Origin of the sequence: Arthrospiribacter ruber, from assembly GCF_019343195.1 — a bacterium.
Classification (GTDB): domain Bacteria; phylum Bacteroidota; class Bacteroidia; order Cytophagales; family Cyclobacteriaceae; genus Arthrospiribacter; species Arthrospiribacter ruber.
Genome location: NZ_RPHB01000017.1, coordinates 1 through 15,642, shown reverse-complemented (window position 1 = coordinate 15,642; position 15,642 = coordinate 1). Strand labels below are relative to the sequence as shown.

Below are 15,642 nucleotides of genomic sequence, written 5' to 3'. Positions count from 1 at the left end.
ATTTTCAGGAGATTACCCCTTCATTAATTTCAAATCAAAAAAAATATCACAACGCTAAATAGAATATTGGATCAGATCCCTGAAAACCAATGAGTATCAAATGAATTAAAGTTGATAAGCTATCAACCTAATTAGGCAAGTATTTAAAAATAATCAAAGTGAAACATTTCAATAATTTAATCCTAGTCAGTTTATTTCTGACTAGCCTAAATAATGGGTTTTGTCAAACAAATCAAGCTGTAAAAAGCCAAGCCACCAAAGTAGATCATTTAGAAGAACTAATTAATGTTAGCAACGCTTTAAATGGTATAGGAGTAATACAACAAAGTTTAAGTTTTGACGATGAGGAGTTTAACATTGATTATATCGTTGAAATTTATGAAAATGACATTCTTATTGAGGAGAAAACAATTTTTTCTGGACGAACTTATCATCAACTTGATAGTTTGAAGAGGAAGTTTATCAATAATCTTGTCTTGGCAATAAAGAGGGAAAAACCCAACTCAAGTGAATTTAGCTTTGTTTTTGGAAGTGATATCAACAAGGTACAAAATCAAGTCACGATTCATCAAGATTATATAAGGTCATTTGGCTTGAAAGAATTTGAAATTTCTAATTATCTTGAATTGAATAAGTCTATTCCTTTTGCTCTCTATGGTGCTTTTTGGGAGTTTGATTTTAATGGGATAACAGCCATGAGATTTTGCTCTACGAATGAAAAGTTAAAATCAAGGTCTGATGATCAAATCAATGGGAAAAGTCCATTTTATTACAAATTTAGCTTTAGACTGACCTCATAATCGAATAAGTAGGAGGGGAAAGTACAGAAAGTACCTGTGTAAAATAACCTTCAATTCATGGAAGAGTGAATTTTTCAACAAACATGCAATTTGCATTTCCGATCCTCTAGGACCTTTTCCAGATCAATGAGAGTTGTCTGTCACTCCCGTTTTTTCCCGGTAAACATCCAAAAGTCATCTTCTGTGAACCGGATGGTGTTCCCATCGTCCCCATTTTTGACAATTCTGCCAGTTGATTTTCCGACAAAGCTATTTCGTCTTCTTTAAGGGGATTGGAGATAGATCCGAAGCTATGATGACAGCAGGATGCTTATTCCTTCCAACAGGTTTAAAATTCCTCAGAGGTCAACTCATGGTTGGCCATGGCTCCGACGAGGTTTCCTGAAGCCACGGCATTGGCTACTGAGCGCATTGGGCTGGAATTGTCCCCACAGGCAAAGACTCCTTCCACAGTGGTTTTCTGGGTCATTTCCACCTTGATGAATCCATGCTCAGTCAGTTCGCAGCCCAGCATTTCAGGGATCGGACAATGCTGTTTTTGTTCAGGTCTTGAATAAATGGCTGTGACATCAAGGGAAGTATTGTCTTTGAATTGCACTTGGCTCAAGTGACCATTGTTGTGCTTGAGATGGTCGATTTCTTTTTCTACAATGTGGATGTTGTGCTTGCTGATCCTTTCGCTCTGTTCCGGAGTCAGGGTGGATTTTCCATTTGTAAAAACAGTCAGGTCTCTTGTCCAGTTGCGTATGAGTTGGGCATAGTGATAGGCAACATCTCCATTGGCCAAAATCCCGGTTGGCACACCTTTCACCTCATAACCATGACAGTAGGGGCAATGAATCACCGATATGCCCCAACAAGCGGAGAAGCCCGGGATATCAGGCATAATGTCTTTGATGCCAGTGGCAAAAATCAGTTTCTTAGATGTAAATACTTTGCCCTCTTCGGTAGTGATGGAAAATCCATTTTCAATTTGCTTTCCGCTATTGGCGAGGGCATAATGGAATTGTACAGTGTCATATTTCATGACCTGCGCTCTGGCTTTTTCAGCAATATCCTGTGGCTTTTCGCCATCTTGGGTGATGAAATTGTGGGAGTGAGGGGTCTGACGGTTGCAGGGCAAACCACTGTCTATTACCAAAACTTTTCTCAATGCCCGGCCCAAAGCCATGGCAGCGGATAATCCGGCGTAGCTGCCTCCAATGATGATGACGTCAAATTGAGTGGTTTCTGGCATAGAGCAGTTTTGTTTTGGTAGTGGAAATGGTAGTTTGCTTGCTTCCAATTTTATATCTGATTTTTCCATTGATTATATCTCAATTTAAAACAAACCCATACTTATGCAATTAAGTTGCATAAACATAATACGAAGTTCAATTATTTTTCCTTTGGAGGAAGAAGGTTTAATTAAATGCTATGCAAGGGAAACTGGTGTTTTGAAATTTGTATTTTTAGAAATTGAAACGCATTTAATGGTAATACCATCCGGTTGATTATGATCGAATATTTTCCTAATCAAGATTCTTCCCTTGTCACTGAATTACTCCAATATGCCAAGCGGTATGTGCGCCGTCAAGATGAAATTGAAGATGTGATCCAGGACATGTTCCTGACAGCCATTCAATCGGGAAAGGAGATAGAGGGTGATCAATTTCTTTTATGGGGAAAAGGCTTCATCAGAAACCATTCAGCTTTTGTAGCCCGTAGTGAAGGACGGCGACGCAAAAGAGAAGAGAAATTTGGTGCTATAGAACATTGTTCAGCCTTTGAAGTGAGTGTCCCGGAAAAGTTTATCCTCCAGCTGATCCCATCCCTAAGGGTGCTGTGCCGTTTGATTAACTCCGGACTGAACAGACAGGAAATTATGTATGCACTTGATATTACGGATACTGCCTTTCGGCAAAGATTGACTTCGATTCGTCAAAAATGGGATGCCTATTTGAGAGAATATGATTTGGAGACTGAAGTGCGAAGCCCTGTTCACCTCTTGGAAACAGGGTTGCTAAGGCAATCTTTAGTCAAAAGTATTCAACAGCACCTTCCACAATTAGATGAGGATATTAAAGTCATCGGGAGCCATGACCCTGATGGAAATTTATTGATTTTTTCTGGAAAACCAGCTCACAAAAAGAGGGGTGGCGGCAACTTACTATAAGGACAAGGGAAAGTATCCCTTTTGTTAAAGGATTCATATAACAAAACAACAACAAACAAAATGAAACTTAAGCAAGGCATTGGCGTGGTATTCAACGTCAAAGACATCAATCGCACAGAAAAATTTTACAAGGACATCTTAGGCATCCAAGTGGAGCGGCAATCCGGAGGAGACGAACCTGACTGGCTGATGGCAACGTTAGGTAATGGGGTCGAGCTCATGTTTTTTGAAGGGGAAGAGCAAATCGGCAGATCGCCAATTATTGTGTTTGAGCTGGAAGATGGTTATATGGAGACCGTATTAGAAAGCCTCTCTGAGAAGGGAGTGGAGATTGTGAACCCGGTTTCTGAAGCTCCTGGTGGATGGAGTGCTGATTTCAAGGATCCGGATGGGCATCCTTTGGCTTTCTACCAACTTGGTTCATTGCCATTAAAATAGACTTTGGCGTGAAAAATTCGGGCAGGCCTGATGATAAGGCTTGTCCGGATTTTATGATCGTGTATATTTAAGTTCCTGAATTTATTCAGTTGATTTTTCCTAGCCATGCTTTGTCATGAATCAGAACCCTGTTTTCCCTTTCAGTTTCTCCGCAACAGAAAAATCATCAACTTAAGATAATTTTTATCCAAAAGAATATTTCAACAAAAATGTGACGATTAAAAGCTAAACTAATATCCTACTTGTAAGCATCTCAATCATGTTTTAAAAAAGAGGATTGCTTTAACCTTTTCAGACAGCCAATCACTTCGTTCACGTAAGTTTTCCCTATGGGTATCTCTCTCCCTGCTACAAAAACGGCCTTATTTGACCATTGATCAATTTCATGGATCGGTACCAGAAATGAACGATGTATCCTTATAAAACTATCAGGCAATAGCCTTGAGATGTTCCCCATGGTCATTCTTGTAAGGGCCATCTTGTGGTATTTCCTGTGTACTTTAAGATAATCGGCATTAGCTTCTATATAGGTTATATCTGAAATCGGGATTTTAATTGTGGTAGCATCTACTTTGATAAAAATATCATAAGCATTTTGATCTTTGCCAAATTGATGGAAAACCACTGCTTTTTCTATGGCTTGGAGAAATCTTTCCAAACTGAAGGGCTTAAGTAGGTAATCAATCGCTTGAAGCTCGTAGCTCTCCAAGGCATATTCAGGATGCGCTGTGGTAAATATCACATGATATTCTCCTTCAATTGACCTGATGAAGTCCAGACCTGATTGAGAAGGCATATTTATATCTAAAAAAATCAGGTCTACCTTATGCTTGGACAACCACTCCCTGGCTGCTTTGACACTATTGAATGTCTCCAATAAGCTGATACCTGTAAACGTTGAGCAATACCTGGTCAGAATATTCAATGGCATAGGTTCATCATCTATAGCAATGGCTCTAATCATGCAGTTCCACGGTTAAGGTAGTTTTGTAATATCCTTTTTCATCCTCTATTTCCAGTTCGTGCTTATTTGGATACAGGGCTTCTAATCGATCCTTTGTGATTTTCATACCGGTACCACTTTTTTCATGAAGCATAAGACCTTCATTTACTTTTAGATTAAACACAGTAAGCGTCAATTTATCGCTGTCAATATAAATACTGATGTTGATTACGCATTTTTTATCTGGGTTAATGCCATGCTTGAAGGCATTTTCCACAAATGGGATCAGAATAAGCGGAGCTATTTTTAATTTTTTCTCAAAATTCCCGGTGACTATATAGCTTAAGCCTATTTCTTTTCCTAACCTCCCTTTTTGAAGTTTGATATAATTGTCAAGATATGCAAGTTCATTTTTCACAGTTACCCACTTATATTGTGCTTCATGAACCACATACCTTAATAAACCTGATAACATTAGAATACTTGAGGCAGTATTTGTTGCGTTATCTTCTATTGCTTGGCCATAAATGTTATTTAAGGTGTTGAAGAGAAAATGAGGATTGATCTGTTCTTTCAAAGAAATGATCTCCATTTCTTTCTTCGCTTTTTCAGCATTGAAATAATAAGCCTGGACCCTCAATAAAATCGAAAGAAAAATCACTGAAATAAATAGCAGGATGTTGTGACTCACGGAATGCAGAAAATTGCTTTGCTCTGGCATAGAGAAAAGAGTGGTATCTGTTTCAGGAGGTAGGGGTCTGCCTGCCCATGGTAAATAACCAGTTAGTAAAGAAGGTAAAAGTATGATGGTTAAAATGGCTATACCTGTGATCAATGCAAATGAAACATATTGTTTTTTGATGAAGAGCTTGGGCGTGAGGATATAGTAGTTGAGATAAAAATAAAGAAGCATTAAAATGCCAGCTAAAAAGTCCCTTTTAGCTGGTTGAGAGGTATTGAACATGGGAATGCCATGAGGTGTAGGAGATAAGACAATAGGTAGCAACAGGAATGTAGCAATACCCAAAAGGTGAAGCGAAATTTTTTTCTTGAAAGTGATCATACAATAAAGGTTCGCTATGAATTCAATTCTAAAAAGATCATAATTGCCTCACTTGACAGTGCCTCAAAATTAATGATTTCTTTGCCATACATGGCTAGACCATCAGCTTTTTGCAGCAGGCAATCTTCCATTTCAATGGCTCCCTGAATTACAAAAGCAAATACATGCTTCGAACTAGGGGTGATAGTACCTGAAGACCTGCCCCGCCACTTACCTATATGGATATTCAAGAAACCATTTTCATTTTTATATTCAAACAGTGAGATGGACTTGTCAGGCTGAAGGTTAAACTTTGAGAATCCAGTAATAGGGTGGTCATAGACAAAACCTGCTACCAAATAATGGATGGCTGAACTCTTATAATTATTCACTAAGGAGATAGCTGTGTCAGCAGGTATGTGGATTATCAAAGATTCATCTACCGCAACTAGGTAAGTATCATCCCCACATGCTACTTGTACTGTTCCAATGATAGGTAGAATGAGTATCTGTATGGCTTCATCAAAAATGAACTTCTCACTTTGCTGTTCGGCAACAGTCACTTCCCTGAATAGCCTTAAAGGCCCAAAATGTCTGGTCGGCTCAGTGGGGCTTCTTTTGTAGGTAATAGAATCCTTAGAAAGAACCTTTCCGTTTTGGTAGCTGTTTTTTCGGTTTTCAGAAAGGATTATCCTAGTATTTTGCTTGATAATCATGCGGATACAACAATGTTGTGTACCAATGAAAACCCTCCCGAGACACTGCCGGAAATACTGCACATTTCGGTGGCCACACCATCGCTGAATACATTGTCATTTGAGTTGTAGGTATAGCCGTTCATGCCTTTAGTATAACCATACTGTGTGGCTGCATTGACATGTACAACGGCACTGTTGCTGCCTTCTGGAAAAGCTATTTGTGTTACCAATAGAGAATTGCCTGATTTATTGAATACATGTACATGAATATGTGTAGCCCTTCCCTGATACCAGCTAGGGAAAATTGAAGTAAAGGCCACTTTACCATTTTCATCAGAAGTCTGTCGCCCTCTTAGAAAACTATTGTTGCTGAAATCGACTTGCTGCATCTGTGTACCGCCATATTCTGAATAATACCCATCCTTATCACAATGCCAGATATCTACAATTGCCCCTTCAAGCGGCGCACAATTTGTGTTTATATTCAGAATGGTCATTTCCATATCAAGGGCTATCCCTGTTCTATCACCTACAATATTTTCCCTTACCAGTGTTCCGGGGTTCTTGGTTGGAAAAGGACCTGCCGTCTCTGAAACTGTACGCACACAGGAGGTGTTGGTACCACCTTCATTGAATTCAGTAGTCGGATCGTGATTCGGGTTGTCCGGTTGTAGACACCGGCTAAAGAGCGGGAATATCATTGTACCAACACCAAGCTTCTTTAAAAATTCTTTTCTTTCCATAACTGTTTGATTTTTGTTTTACTAACTAACAGTAAAACCTGAATACCCTATATATGGAAAAGGCTAAATGAGATGAACGTAGGTGTTTTTGAGATTAATGTCACTCAAATTGATGGGAGACTTCGTAAATCGCTGTTCTTTACCTGATGATAACTTTAAAAACCCTCTTTCCAACTATAATCTGTTTCACCAGTAGGCTATCCGGAAGAAAGATTGGATTGAGGGTTTCTCTGTGGAGTTCCTTTTCTTAAGAAACCTAAATCACAAAGGTGTTTTTGTGATTTAGGTTTTTGGAAGTGCCCATCAGTTTAATCAAGGGTTATGTTGAAGGTTATTGTTGCCTGGACAGTCTGGCCTGGCTGGTAAGTATAAACTAAAGCTTGGCTTACGGTATAGGTGCTTCCTGGCTGGCTATGTCCCGGATATTGACCAATATTAAAGGTGAAATTGGTTTCATTGAACTCTGAATAGACTACAGCATCATTTCCCCAATTGCAAATATTGCCATTTGCATCAAACCAATGTCCATAACCATTTGCAGTGGTTGTGCTATTAAGAGTTCCGTTGCTCTCAACCCCGAAAAATTGGATACTCTCTCCAAATTTGGAAATAATTTCGTTGGGCTGCATCACGAAAGCCTCTGCCAGATCAGTCATGTCCAAGGAGACAGTAGTCCCATCGTAGGAAGTCTCGCTTACCGGAAAATTCACATCTATACTTATGGTTTTATCACTTGGCGTTGCACCATCAGGTAAATCTACCATGCCATTAATATTTGTATTGGTGAATTTGACTTTGTAAGGCCATTGATCATCATTGGATTCATTTTCATCCCAAGGATGTGGAAGATAGCTATTGGGTGCACCTGTGACGACAAACCAGAGCTTGCTGCAGTTTTGGGGGACTTCAAAATTGACAGTGCCAGTGACACCTTGATTCATTGCTCCATAAACCCTTTGTCCGTTTTCAAGAAGTGCCACATAGCCGTATCGCCATCCTGCCCTGCTGGCATCTTCCACAGTGTTGTATCCAGGAGCATTGACCAATCCGGTAAAGCTGGCAGTTACGGTACTGCCAGTTTCAGGTAGACTAAGTGGAATAACATTGTAGCCCGTTGTCCCAGGGGCAAAATTATATGCCACTTGGTGACTTCCATCTTCTAATGTTTGAAAGTTGAATTTCTGATGTCCTATACGACTGGTACCATATTCCCTCAGCCCTTCGATATCCCAAGTGACATTTTTACTGGCCGCCTCATAGATTTCATCATTGAACTGCTCTACAGAAATACCATTCAGTCTCATATATGCCTGAATAGGGTCTTCCGGTTCGGAAGCCATTCTCCAAAGTTTACCAATAAATTCTTTCCCATGTTTCTCAGCCCAATAATAATGGATAAAATAGCTTGCATATCTATACCACTCATGACAGAGATGCCTGTGGTAGTTCTCGATATAAACCTGAAAATCATGTGTGGTAAAAATCTGCTCTGGATAGGATTGTAAAGCCTGCCATTGAGCAGTTTGCTCCCAGAAAGCATTCCCGCCATTTCCTCCAAAACCATAACGAAAGCCACTTCCACCTTTCAGGTCACAGTAGACTTGGTATTGAAAACTATGGCCTATTTCATGCGCAATAACGTGTCCAACTGGTTTACTTGTTGCCGGACTTATCCAAAGGGCTCCGATTACATCATCATAACCTGCTCCATAAGCCATCCATTCCTCTTCATAATACAAAAATATCATCATTTTGTATTTGTCCAGGTTTGACTCACCGATACCTTTTTTGGCAAATTCTAAATCATAGACATTAAGTGCATAATAAGACTCTGCTTTTTCCAACAAATTGTCTATGTCAACCCGAAAAAAATCAGGAACTTCGGCAGAATTCGGATCATTCTCACCATATCTTTTATCCCAGAACACTATAAAATGATCGGACTGTCTGCTTCTCTTAAAGCTCCATGTGCTGGCGTCATCTGACATGTCCATATCTGAAAACTCTTTAGGTATATAGATTTCAAGATCATTAGGTTCGGTTAGTTCGGATTCCGGAACAGGAAGCTCATCAGTGCAGCTAGCTGACCAAAATGTAATCAGGATAACACATAATAGGAAATACATTCTTTCCTTTACATTTGAATAATTGCTTTTTCTCATAAGTATAGATGGTTAATGAATGCTATTGATAAATGGCTCAATCAGTTTATACTGTTGGCTGAACAGTGCTAAAATTTAATGGAGGTATTACCTTTCGTATTCTTTGTTCTGAATTTTTAAATCTAGTTAAACTTATGATTATCAGAATAATACAATATTGATGTGTCTTTGTAGTCAATTAACTAAAAATCACCTTGTTTAAAATGATTAGCAAGGTTGGCATCAATTTGTGGGAATTGAAGACAATATAGTATTGGTCAATGGCAAGCAACTGGTCCAATTGAGAGGGCTTTGTTTTTTTAACTCATCCACTTTTACAAAACTTCAAAAATATCAATCAGGAAAAAGTAGAGTCTTTGAAATGATGTTATCAATACATTGCTTCAAAAACAGAATGGGGTTGATCTTAATGTCGACATTTATATGGTTCTACTACTCGAAATCACCATGGCCATTTTTATAATACAAGTTTTAAGATGCAGGTCTAATTACAAAAAAAAACACCCTAATATGAGGGTGTTTCCGGTATTTTTTAAGCTTGATGATTTGCAATAATCAATGACGGTCTGTCTTCATTTATTTTCACCGGCGATGCGATCGAATGGCTTTGAATACAATGCTTTATGCGTTATATACGCTAGATAGGTATTCCTTTGCTGTTGTAGGCTTTCTGCCGAGTAAAGTCTCTAAATCAGTGGTGCTGACTTCAAATTCTCCCTCCTTGATGGCACTGGTAAAGCTTGCAAACATTTGAATGAATTCATTGGGAACTTGAGCTTTGGTCAAAGTTTCAGTGAATACTTCTACAGAAGGGCTAATATATGGGATATTCTTTCCCACTACTTCACTTAAGTCTTTTGCGATCTCCTGAATATTTACATTTTCTGTATTACTGAATGCATATACTTTGTCTTCGTGTCCTTCCGACAACAAAACATTGGCGGTAGCTTCTGCCATATCATCTCGGAGTGTTAAGGCTGCTTTGGTGTCACCGGCCGGTAAAAAGATCCCTGTTTCGAGTACATTATCTCCGAAAAACCAAGGCAGAATATCTAAGTATAGGTTGTTTCTGAAAATCGTGTACTTCAAGCCACTGCTTATGAGTAGTTTCTCTGTAGCAATATGGGAGCTGGCAATAAACCAAATCGGAGAGGACTCAGTCTCGTTACTGCGTTCAAAGCTGGTGTATATAACATGTTGCACTCCTGCCTCCTTAGCGGCATTGATCACATTTTCATGTTGCTTGGCGCGATTAAAAGGGTCAGACCCTGAGATCAATAAAAGTTTATCGATTCCAGCAAAGGCCTCTACCAGTTGTTCATAGTTGTCATAATCCCCAAAGCGCAATTCAAGGCCTTTACTTTTTAGATGTGATGCTTTTGATTCATCCCTAACCAATGCCTTGATCTGGGTGGAAGGTACTCCTTTTTCCAAAAGGAAGTCTATCGTTGATTTACCGTAATTTCCGCTTGCTCCTGTTATCAGTATCATGTTTTTTATTATTTTGATGAATATGAAGCAAAGGTATAGTAAGTTTGCTTACTAAAGTATAGTAGTATACTAAAGTATAGCAGTAAATTTAAACATCATGGAAAAAATAGATGCCCTCAAAGAGGTGAAAAACTGTCCTATTCAGTATGTATTGTCAATAAATGATACGCTTAATGTGATCAGTGGCAAATGGAAGCTACCCATTTTAGGTTCTATCCTGTTTGGGAAAAAAAGGTTTACAGACATACAGCGCAACATACCCAAAATAACCCCTAGGATGTTGAGCAAAGAACTCAAAGAGCTGGAATTGAATGGCATGTTGGTAAGGACGGTACATGATTCCACACCCGTGATGGTAGAGTACTCACTAACGGACTCAGGACAATCGATTACAGAGGTGCTTGATAAAATGGTAGAATGGGGCATACAGCACAGGAAGGCGGTGATTACAGGATAGTTTTATTTTTTGGTGACCGTTCTTGAGATGAATAGATTCAATGCCTGAGCACAATCGATTTTTTTGACATGATATTTGACGCCAATCCACCATTGCTGAAAAAGCTGACCCTCATCATTTAAGTTTACTTGTTTACCTATTCCTAGTTGTTACCAAGGGAAAGGGTGAGGCATTGCCATTAAAAACGGGGTCTATAAAAAACCGCTTACCATCAAGCTGTATAAAATAGGATGAATGTCCAAACCTCAGCAGCACATCTTTTTCCTTAGAAAGGTTCAATAATTCTGTCTTGATCGTAGGCTTAGTCTCCAAAGGTTTTTGCCCAGGTAATTTTTTAAACAGGCTGTTTCATACCACTTCTATCATGGAATAGCCTTCAGTCTTGATAGACGTAAAACCAATGATCTGGAATTTGCTGTTTTTTAAATTAGGGGATGCCTGTATTAATGCCAGTTGCTCTCCACTTGGAGCTTTGCCATATTTTGGCTGAAGTGTATAAAGGAAAATGGCAAGTACCATCAATAATGTGATGCTTATAAGAAGGATCATGGTTCGTTTCAAAATTTAAGATGTTTCTTATATCACAAACGGTGTGTTTGTGATCGACGAAATACTTAAGAAATAAATATTTTGACAATAAGTTCCTTGTTTGGAGTTGTGAAACCTGTCATAATTCTGGTTGAATTCAATTGAAAGACTTTCTATACTCCAATGGCGAAATATTCATTTTGTTTTTAAAAAATTTGCTGAACGATTGTGGATACTCGAAGCCCAATTGATAGGCGATTTCGCTGACCGAAAGCTCCGTGGCAGCTAATATGTCTTTTGCTTTTTCTATCAGCTTTTCATGGATAATCTGTTGGGTAGTCTGTCCAGTGAGTTGCTTGAGGCAATCGCTCAAATACTTGGGCGATAGGTTTAATTGCGAAGCCAAATAGGCAGGACTTGGTAATTTCTGTTCATTGGTATCGAGGAAGTGGCTGTTCAAAATATTTTCCACTTTGTTTAAAAGGTCGCTGTTCTGCGCCTTCCGGGTGATGAACTGCCGCTTGTAATAGCGGTTGAAGTGCGTCAGAAGCAAATCCAATGCGGAAATCATCACATCCTGACTGAAATCATCGATAGGTAGCAGGTACTCTCTTTCTATCTGCTCAAAAATGGTTTCTACAGATTTTTGTTCTTCCTCTGAGAGGATCAAGGCTTCGTTCACCTCATAATCAAAAAAACCGAAGGTCTTTATTTTTTGACTGAGGGGATATGACCTTAAAAAGTCTGGATGGATATTGATCAGCCAACCCTCTTTTGCAAAGGCAAAATCCTTTTCAATGATGCTCACTTGCCTGGGGGCAAAACAGGAAATGACCCCTTCATCAAAATCAAAAGGGGTTTGCCCATATTGCATTTTGCAGGGACATGCTGTTTTTAGAGTGATTTGGTAATAGTCGACGATCAACTTTGTGCGTCGTTCAACTTCTACCGGGGGTAAATCTTCAAAACGGTGAATGCTGAACAGCGGGTGCTTCGGTTTGGAAACACCAGCTACCTGATGAAACTCAGCAATATTTTTGAAATGGATGGTCAGTGTATCAGCATTCATGGCTTTCTTTTTAAATAAAATTTGCAGATTAGTTGCCCAGCTTTTTTCTATACGAGTTGGCGAAGCTTTTGGCCAAAACAGCATTGGGGAAAAGTGCCGACAAGCGAGTAGCCATCCGGTTTATTCTGCCCGAAACGATGTAATGTTTTCTCTTATCCAATGCTTTCAACATTTCATCGGCCACTTGACCGGGTGTTTGGGTGGAGCCACTATACTCCGTACCCAGTCCTTTGCCTATTTCGTTTTCTAAGCCGGCAGCACTGTTAAAATTGGTCTTGGTCAATCCGGGGCACAGCAACATGACGTGCACATTATAGGGTTTACATTCTTGGGTCAATGCCTGAGTGAAGTGGCGGACAAAAACTTTGCTTGCCGAATAAGTCGTCATGTAAGGGATTGGCATAAAGGAGGCCACAGAAGCCACATTGATGATGGTACCGCTATTGCGTGCTTTCATCGGTTGCAGGAACAAATGGGTGAGCGAAACCAGTGAGGAAATGTTTAGCTGCAACATATCCAGTTCAGACTGCACAGACAATGCGGCAAACTCGCCACCGGAGCCTACCCCGGCATTGTTGATAAGCATTTCGACTTCTAGTTTTCGCGCCTGTGTTTCCTCAAAGAGATTTTGTGCGGCACCTGCTTTGGATAGATCTGTTGAAATATATTCCACCGAAACTTGATGTTCTTTTGCAAGTTGTCCCGCCAAGGTTTTGAGCTTAGCTTCATTTCTGGCTACCAACAAGATGTTGTGCTTCCTTTTTGCCAAACGGTTGGCTATCGCTTCGCCTATCCCACCAGAGGCTCCTGTTATTAACGTTATTTTCATTTTTGTTCTTTTTTAAATTGATCCTACAAAGTTGCAGTAGGCCATCAACTTAAAAGTGTCCAAAAGTCGGGTGTTTGTGTTCAATAGGAGGGTGGAGCAATTGAGCTATGGTCTCTTTCCGAATTATCCAGGCTAATTTTACTTTTGCCGGTCTATCTAACCTTTGCACAATTGTGATCATTCTTGATGGGAATATACAATTATTAGCTCAGGATTTACCTCAATACAATTTCCACCCTACGGTTTTTTGCCCTACCTTCATCGGTTTCATTTGTGCTGACTGGGGAAGCCATGCCTACTCCCATTGCCAAAATTCTATCATTACTTATGCTGTATGATTCTATTAACTCATTGACCACAGCATTTGCTCTTTTTTCAGACAAGTTTAAATTGAATTCATGGTCACCCACATTGTCTGTGTGTCCAACTATCATAATTTTTTTTGTGGGATTCTCCTTTAGAAACTCAGCGATTAAGCTTAAAGCTTCATTGGATTCTGGAAGCAGTTCAGCTTTATTAAACTCGAAAAGTATACCTTCAAGTACAAATCTACCTTCTTTCGATAAGGTGGATTCCATTGATTCAACGTTCACTTTATCTACGTCAAGCTCTTCAATTTCAACGATATCCAACCTGTAACGCGACACATTCTGGCGTTCTTCACCTACTACCAAACTCACAATATAGGCCTGATCATCTTTGACCCCTTGCGCAACCAAATAACTTCCTCCCTGTCCTGTCATCACATTGCCTAACTTTGAAGAACTGTTAAACAAGTAATTCCTGGTGAAATGCATCGGCATACTGCCACAATCCTTTTTCTGACAGGAGAAGATTATTTTAAATCCAGCATCTTCTAATTGTTTATAGTAGGTCCTAAACACCTGGGTTGCACTTACACCCTGACCAGTGATGTATTCAATGGAAACCAAACGCCCTTCTTCAGATTTGGTTTCTGCAAGAGTGTTGAAATTCTCCATTTCACTGGATAAGGGATAAGTGAAACTTTCAAATTCTTTATCGGAATACCTTAGAATCTGAGAACCTTCAAATCTGGAAATGACTTGATGATCACTTGAGCCGGGAATGTCTTCCTGAGCAAAAACATTGCCTGTAATAATCAAAAGCGGAATTGATAAAGTTATATATTTCATGGCCTGAGTTTAATTGTATTAATAAAAATTTGTAAAAGATAAAATTAAAACTAATTAGATTTTTTAAAAAAAAATGAATATCAATTGAATACGGTTTTGCCTATCATTATGTTTAACAATTATCAAAGTTTTAGACAGAGTTTAGATTACAGTCTCCTCTTGTGCACTTATCCAATTGATGTAAGGATTAGAATTCGATTTGCTATCTGTATAATTCCTTGAGTATGATTTTGAATCATTTCAAATCTACCCAAAAGCATAGTGGATTTGAGATTTAATTGACGGATGCTTTGGTTATGGAATTAAATTAATCCCCCTTTAGTATTTTAGCAGGATTCCCATATGCAGCTTTTATAGATTGAAAACTAACAGTTAACATTGTAATTATTCCTATCAGCAATGCTGCTTTGATGAATAGTAAAGGAGTAATTTCGGGCTTCTTGGAAAATTCCTCCGGAATTAGAAAGTAGGGTTGAAACTAAATCCTACTTTCTTTTTTTATGTATAAGACCCTTGATCCAGGAGTCAATTTAGGGTTGAAAAAGTACAATTAACGGTCAGGTATTGTATGAAAATGACCTGGATTTTCCGTATGGGCACACCTATCCCATAAAGTTGCTTTTTGGATGCTTTTCTAGGCTGCTTTTTGCTTAGTTGGACTTTCTTTGGCTTTCCTTCTTTTAGCGATCAGAACAGCGTTGGCCGTCATAATACCAAAAAAAATCATCAGCTTCTCCCTCTTTTCCCCTTTGACCTTGATTTTACCCAGACCGTAAAAGTTTTTGTTTGTTCCAAAAACACCTTCCATAACAGTGGCCCTCTGTTTGGATATTTCCGAGCTCAGGTTTTTTTCAGCTTTGCTTAGTTTTTTAGGACCTTTTTTAGGGAAGCAGGTAAAAATCTTTTTTCCAGTGCAGAATACACGGTTTTTGTTGGTAGCATAGATCCTGTCAGCTCCAAGCTGTTTTGCAGGGCCGAAAAACCTTTTATGTTTGGCTACCGACAGCTTAAGTCTGGTACACTCGTTGAAGGCATTGAAATCCAGTTTGTCAATAAAAGTAAGGCCATCAACCTGAAGAATGTGGGCTTTGGCGCCGAACTCCACAGGCTTTTTTTCTTTCCCTCTTACTATT

General features: G+C 39.2%; 15 protein-coding genes and 1 pseudogene. 4 read left to right on the top strand and 12 right to left on the bottom strand.

Annotated features, from left to right (window positions below; all coding sequences use genetic code 11):
• Positions 1-158 precede the first annotated feature (158 nt).
• Positions 159-800: a DUF5041 domain-containing protein gene (locus tag EGN73_RS22070; RefSeq protein WP_219294296.1), complete on the top strand. Its 642-nt coding sequence runs from the start codon at positions 159-161 to the stop codon at positions 798-800.
• A 328-nt stretch (positions 801-1,128) separates the two neighbouring features.
• On the opposite strand, the gene EGN73_RS22065 is transcribed toward EGN73_RS22070, so the two are convergent.
• Positions 1,129-2,037 (bottom strand): NAD(P)/FAD-dependent oxidoreductase, encoded by a 909-nt coding sequence (locus EGN73_RS22065; RefSeq protein ID WP_219294294.1) that lies wholly within the window; start codon positions 2,035-2,037, stop codon positions 1,129-1,131.
• 258 nt (positions 2,038-2,295) lie between these two features.
• On the opposite strand from EGN73_RS22065, the gene EGN73_RS22060 reads away from it, so the two are divergent.
• Both EGN73_RS22060 and EGN73_RS22055 read left to right on the top strand, forming a co-directional pair.
• On the top strand, positions 2,296-2,955 hold the full coding sequence (locus EGN73_RS22060; protein WP_219294292.1) for an RNA polymerase sigma factor: 660 nt from the start codon (positions 2,296-2,298) through the stop codon (positions 2,953-2,955).
• Positions 2,956-3,015: 60 nt separating this feature from the next.
• Positions 3,016-3,393: a VOC family protein gene (locus EGN73_RS22055; protein ID WP_219294291.1), complete on the top strand. Its 378-nt coding sequence runs from the start codon at positions 3,016-3,018 to the stop codon at positions 3,391-3,393.
• A 253-nt stretch (positions 3,394-3,646) separates the two neighbouring features.
• Here the strand turns inward: EGN73_RS22055 and EGN73_RS22050 are convergent, their stop codons facing one another.
• The 6 genes from EGN73_RS22050 to EGN73_RS22025 form a co-directional block, all read right to left on the bottom strand.
• Positions 3,647-4,357 (bottom strand): LytR/AlgR family response regulator transcription factor, encoded by a 711-nt coding sequence (locus EGN73_RS22050; RefSeq protein WP_219294289.1) that lies wholly within the window; start codon positions 4,355-4,357, stop codon positions 3,647-3,649.
• Entirely contained in the window at positions 4,350-5,399 is a 1,050-nt protein-coding gene (locus EGN73_RS22045; protein ID WP_219294287.1) for a sensor histidine kinase, read from the bottom strand. Before EGN73_RS22045 ends, EGN73_RS22050 begins: the two co-directional genes overlap by 8 nt.
• A 14-nt stretch (positions 5,400-5,413) precedes the next feature.
• Complete coding sequence (locus tag EGN73_RS22040) at positions 5,414-6,094, bottom strand: pirin family protein (RefSeq protein ID WP_219294285.1); 681 nt, start codon at positions 6,092-6,094, stop codon at positions 5,414-5,416.
• On the bottom strand, positions 6,091-6,819 hold the full coding sequence (locus EGN73_RS22035) for a dioxygenase family protein (protein ID WP_219294283.1): 729 nt from the start codon (positions 6,817-6,819) through the stop codon (positions 6,091-6,093). The genes EGN73_RS22040 and EGN73_RS22035 overlap by 4 nt, the downstream gene beginning before the upstream one ends.
• 308 nt (positions 6,820-7,127) lie before the next feature.
• Complete coding sequence (locus tag EGN73_RS22030; protein ID WP_219294281.1) at positions 7,128-8,981, bottom strand: DUF4859 domain-containing protein; 1,854 nt, start codon at positions 8,979-8,981, stop codon at positions 7,128-7,130.
• Positions 8,982-9,602: 621 nt separating this feature from the next.
• Positions 9,603-10,472 carry an SDR family oxidoreductase gene (locus EGN73_RS22025; protein ID WP_219294279.1) on the bottom strand — a complete coding sequence of 290 codons (870 nt, stop codon included), beginning with the start codon at positions 10,470-10,472 and terminating at the stop codon, positions 9,603-9,605.
• 97 nt (positions 10,473-10,569) lie between these two features.
• Between EGN73_RS22025 and EGN73_RS22020 the strand changes: the two genes are divergently transcribed.
• Positions 10,570-10,929 (top strand): winged helix-turn-helix transcriptional regulator, encoded by a 360-nt coding sequence (locus EGN73_RS22020; protein WP_219294277.1) that lies wholly within the window; start codon positions 10,570-10,572, stop codon positions 10,927-10,929.
• A gap of 348 nt (positions 10,930-11,277) precedes the next feature.
• On the opposite strand, the gene EGN73_RS22015 is transcribed toward EGN73_RS22020, so the two are convergent.
• The 5 genes and pseudogenes from EGN73_RS22015 to EGN73_RS21995 form a co-directional block, all read right to left on the bottom strand.
• Positions 11,278-11,478 (bottom strand): hypothetical protein, encoded by a 201-nt coding sequence (locus EGN73_RS22015; RefSeq protein WP_219294275.1) that lies wholly within the window; start codon positions 11,476-11,478, stop codon positions 11,278-11,280.
• A gap of 136 nt (positions 11,479-11,614) precedes the next feature.
• Positions 11,615-12,526 carry a helix-turn-helix domain-containing protein gene (locus tag EGN73_RS22010; protein WP_219294274.1) on the bottom strand — a complete coding sequence of 304 codons (912 nt, stop codon included), beginning with the start codon at positions 12,524-12,526 and terminating at the stop codon, positions 11,615-11,617.
• A gap of 28 nt (positions 12,527-12,554) precedes the next feature.
• Positions 12,555-13,355 carry an SDR family NAD(P)-dependent oxidoreductase gene (locus tag EGN73_RS22005; RefSeq protein ID WP_219294272.1) on the bottom strand — a complete coding sequence of 267 codons (801 nt, stop codon included), beginning with the start codon at positions 13,353-13,355 and terminating at the stop codon, positions 12,555-12,557.
• Positions 13,356-13,570: 215 nt separating this feature from the next.
• The gene (locus EGN73_RS22000; RefSeq protein WP_219294271.1) at positions 13,571-14,509 is read right to left on the bottom strand and encodes an OmpA family protein; all 939 of its coding nucleotides are present in this window, start codon (positions 14,507-14,509) and stop codon (positions 13,571-13,573) included.
• Positions 14,510-15,143: 634 nt separating this feature from the next.
• Positions 15,144-15,642 (bottom strand): annotated as a pseudogene (locus tag EGN73_RS21995) (transposase); the annotation flags it as partial.

Excerpts from the sequence above, each read along its gene's own strand:
- EGN73_RS22055 (WP_219294291.1), top strand. The coding sequence starts at position 3,016 with ATGAAACTTAAGCAAGGCATTGGCGTGGTATTCAACGTCAAAGACATC.
- EGN73_RS22050 (WP_219294289.1), bottom strand. The coding sequence starts at position 4,357 with ATGATTAGAGCCATTGCTATAGATGATGAACCTATGCCATTGAATATT.
- EGN73_RS22045 (WP_219294287.1), bottom strand. The coding sequence starts at position 5,399 with ATGATCACTTTCAAGAAAAAAATTTCGCTTCACCTTTTGGGTATTGCT.
- EGN73_RS22030 (WP_219294281.1), bottom strand. The coding sequence starts at position 8,981 with ATGAGAAAAAGCAATTATTCAAATGTAAAGGAAAGAATGTATTTCCTA.
- EGN73_RS22025 (WP_219294279.1), bottom strand. The coding sequence starts at position 10,472 with ATGATACTGATAACAGGAGCAAGCGGAAATTACGGTAAATCAACGATA.
- EGN73_RS22035 (WP_219294283.1), bottom strand. The coding sequence starts at position 6,819 with ATGGAAAGAAAAGAATTTTTAAAGAAGCTTGGTGTTGGTACAATGATA.
- EGN73_RS22015 (WP_219294275.1), bottom strand. The coding sequence starts at position 11,478 with ATGATCCTTCTTATAAGCATCACATTATTGATGGTACTTGCCATTTTC.
- EGN73_RS22040 (WP_219294285.1), bottom strand. The coding sequence starts at position 6,094 with ATGATTATCAAGCAAAATACTAGGATAATCCTTTCTGAAAACCGAAAA.
- EGN73_RS22005 (WP_219294272.1), bottom strand. The coding sequence starts at position 13,355 with ATGAAAATAACGTTAATAACAGGAGCCTCTGGTGGGATAGGCGAAGCG.
- EGN73_RS22060 (WP_219294292.1), top strand. The coding sequence starts at position 2,296 with ATGATCGAATATTTTCCTAATCAAGATTCTTCCCTTGTCACTGAATTA.
- EGN73_RS22065 (WP_219294294.1), bottom strand. The coding sequence starts at position 2,037 with ATGCCAGAAACCACTCAATTTGACGTCATCATCATTGGAGGCAGCTAC.
- EGN73_RS22010 (WP_219294274.1), bottom strand. The coding sequence starts at position 12,526 with ATGAATGCTGATACACTGACCATCCATTTCAAAAATATTGCTGAGTTT.
- EGN73_RS22000 (WP_219294271.1), bottom strand. The coding sequence starts at position 14,509 with ATGAAATATATAACTTTATCAATTCCGCTTTTGATTATTACAGGCAAT.
- EGN73_RS22020 (WP_219294277.1), top strand. The coding sequence starts at position 10,570 with ATGGAAAAAATAGATGCCCTCAAAGAGGTGAAAAACTGTCCTATTCAG.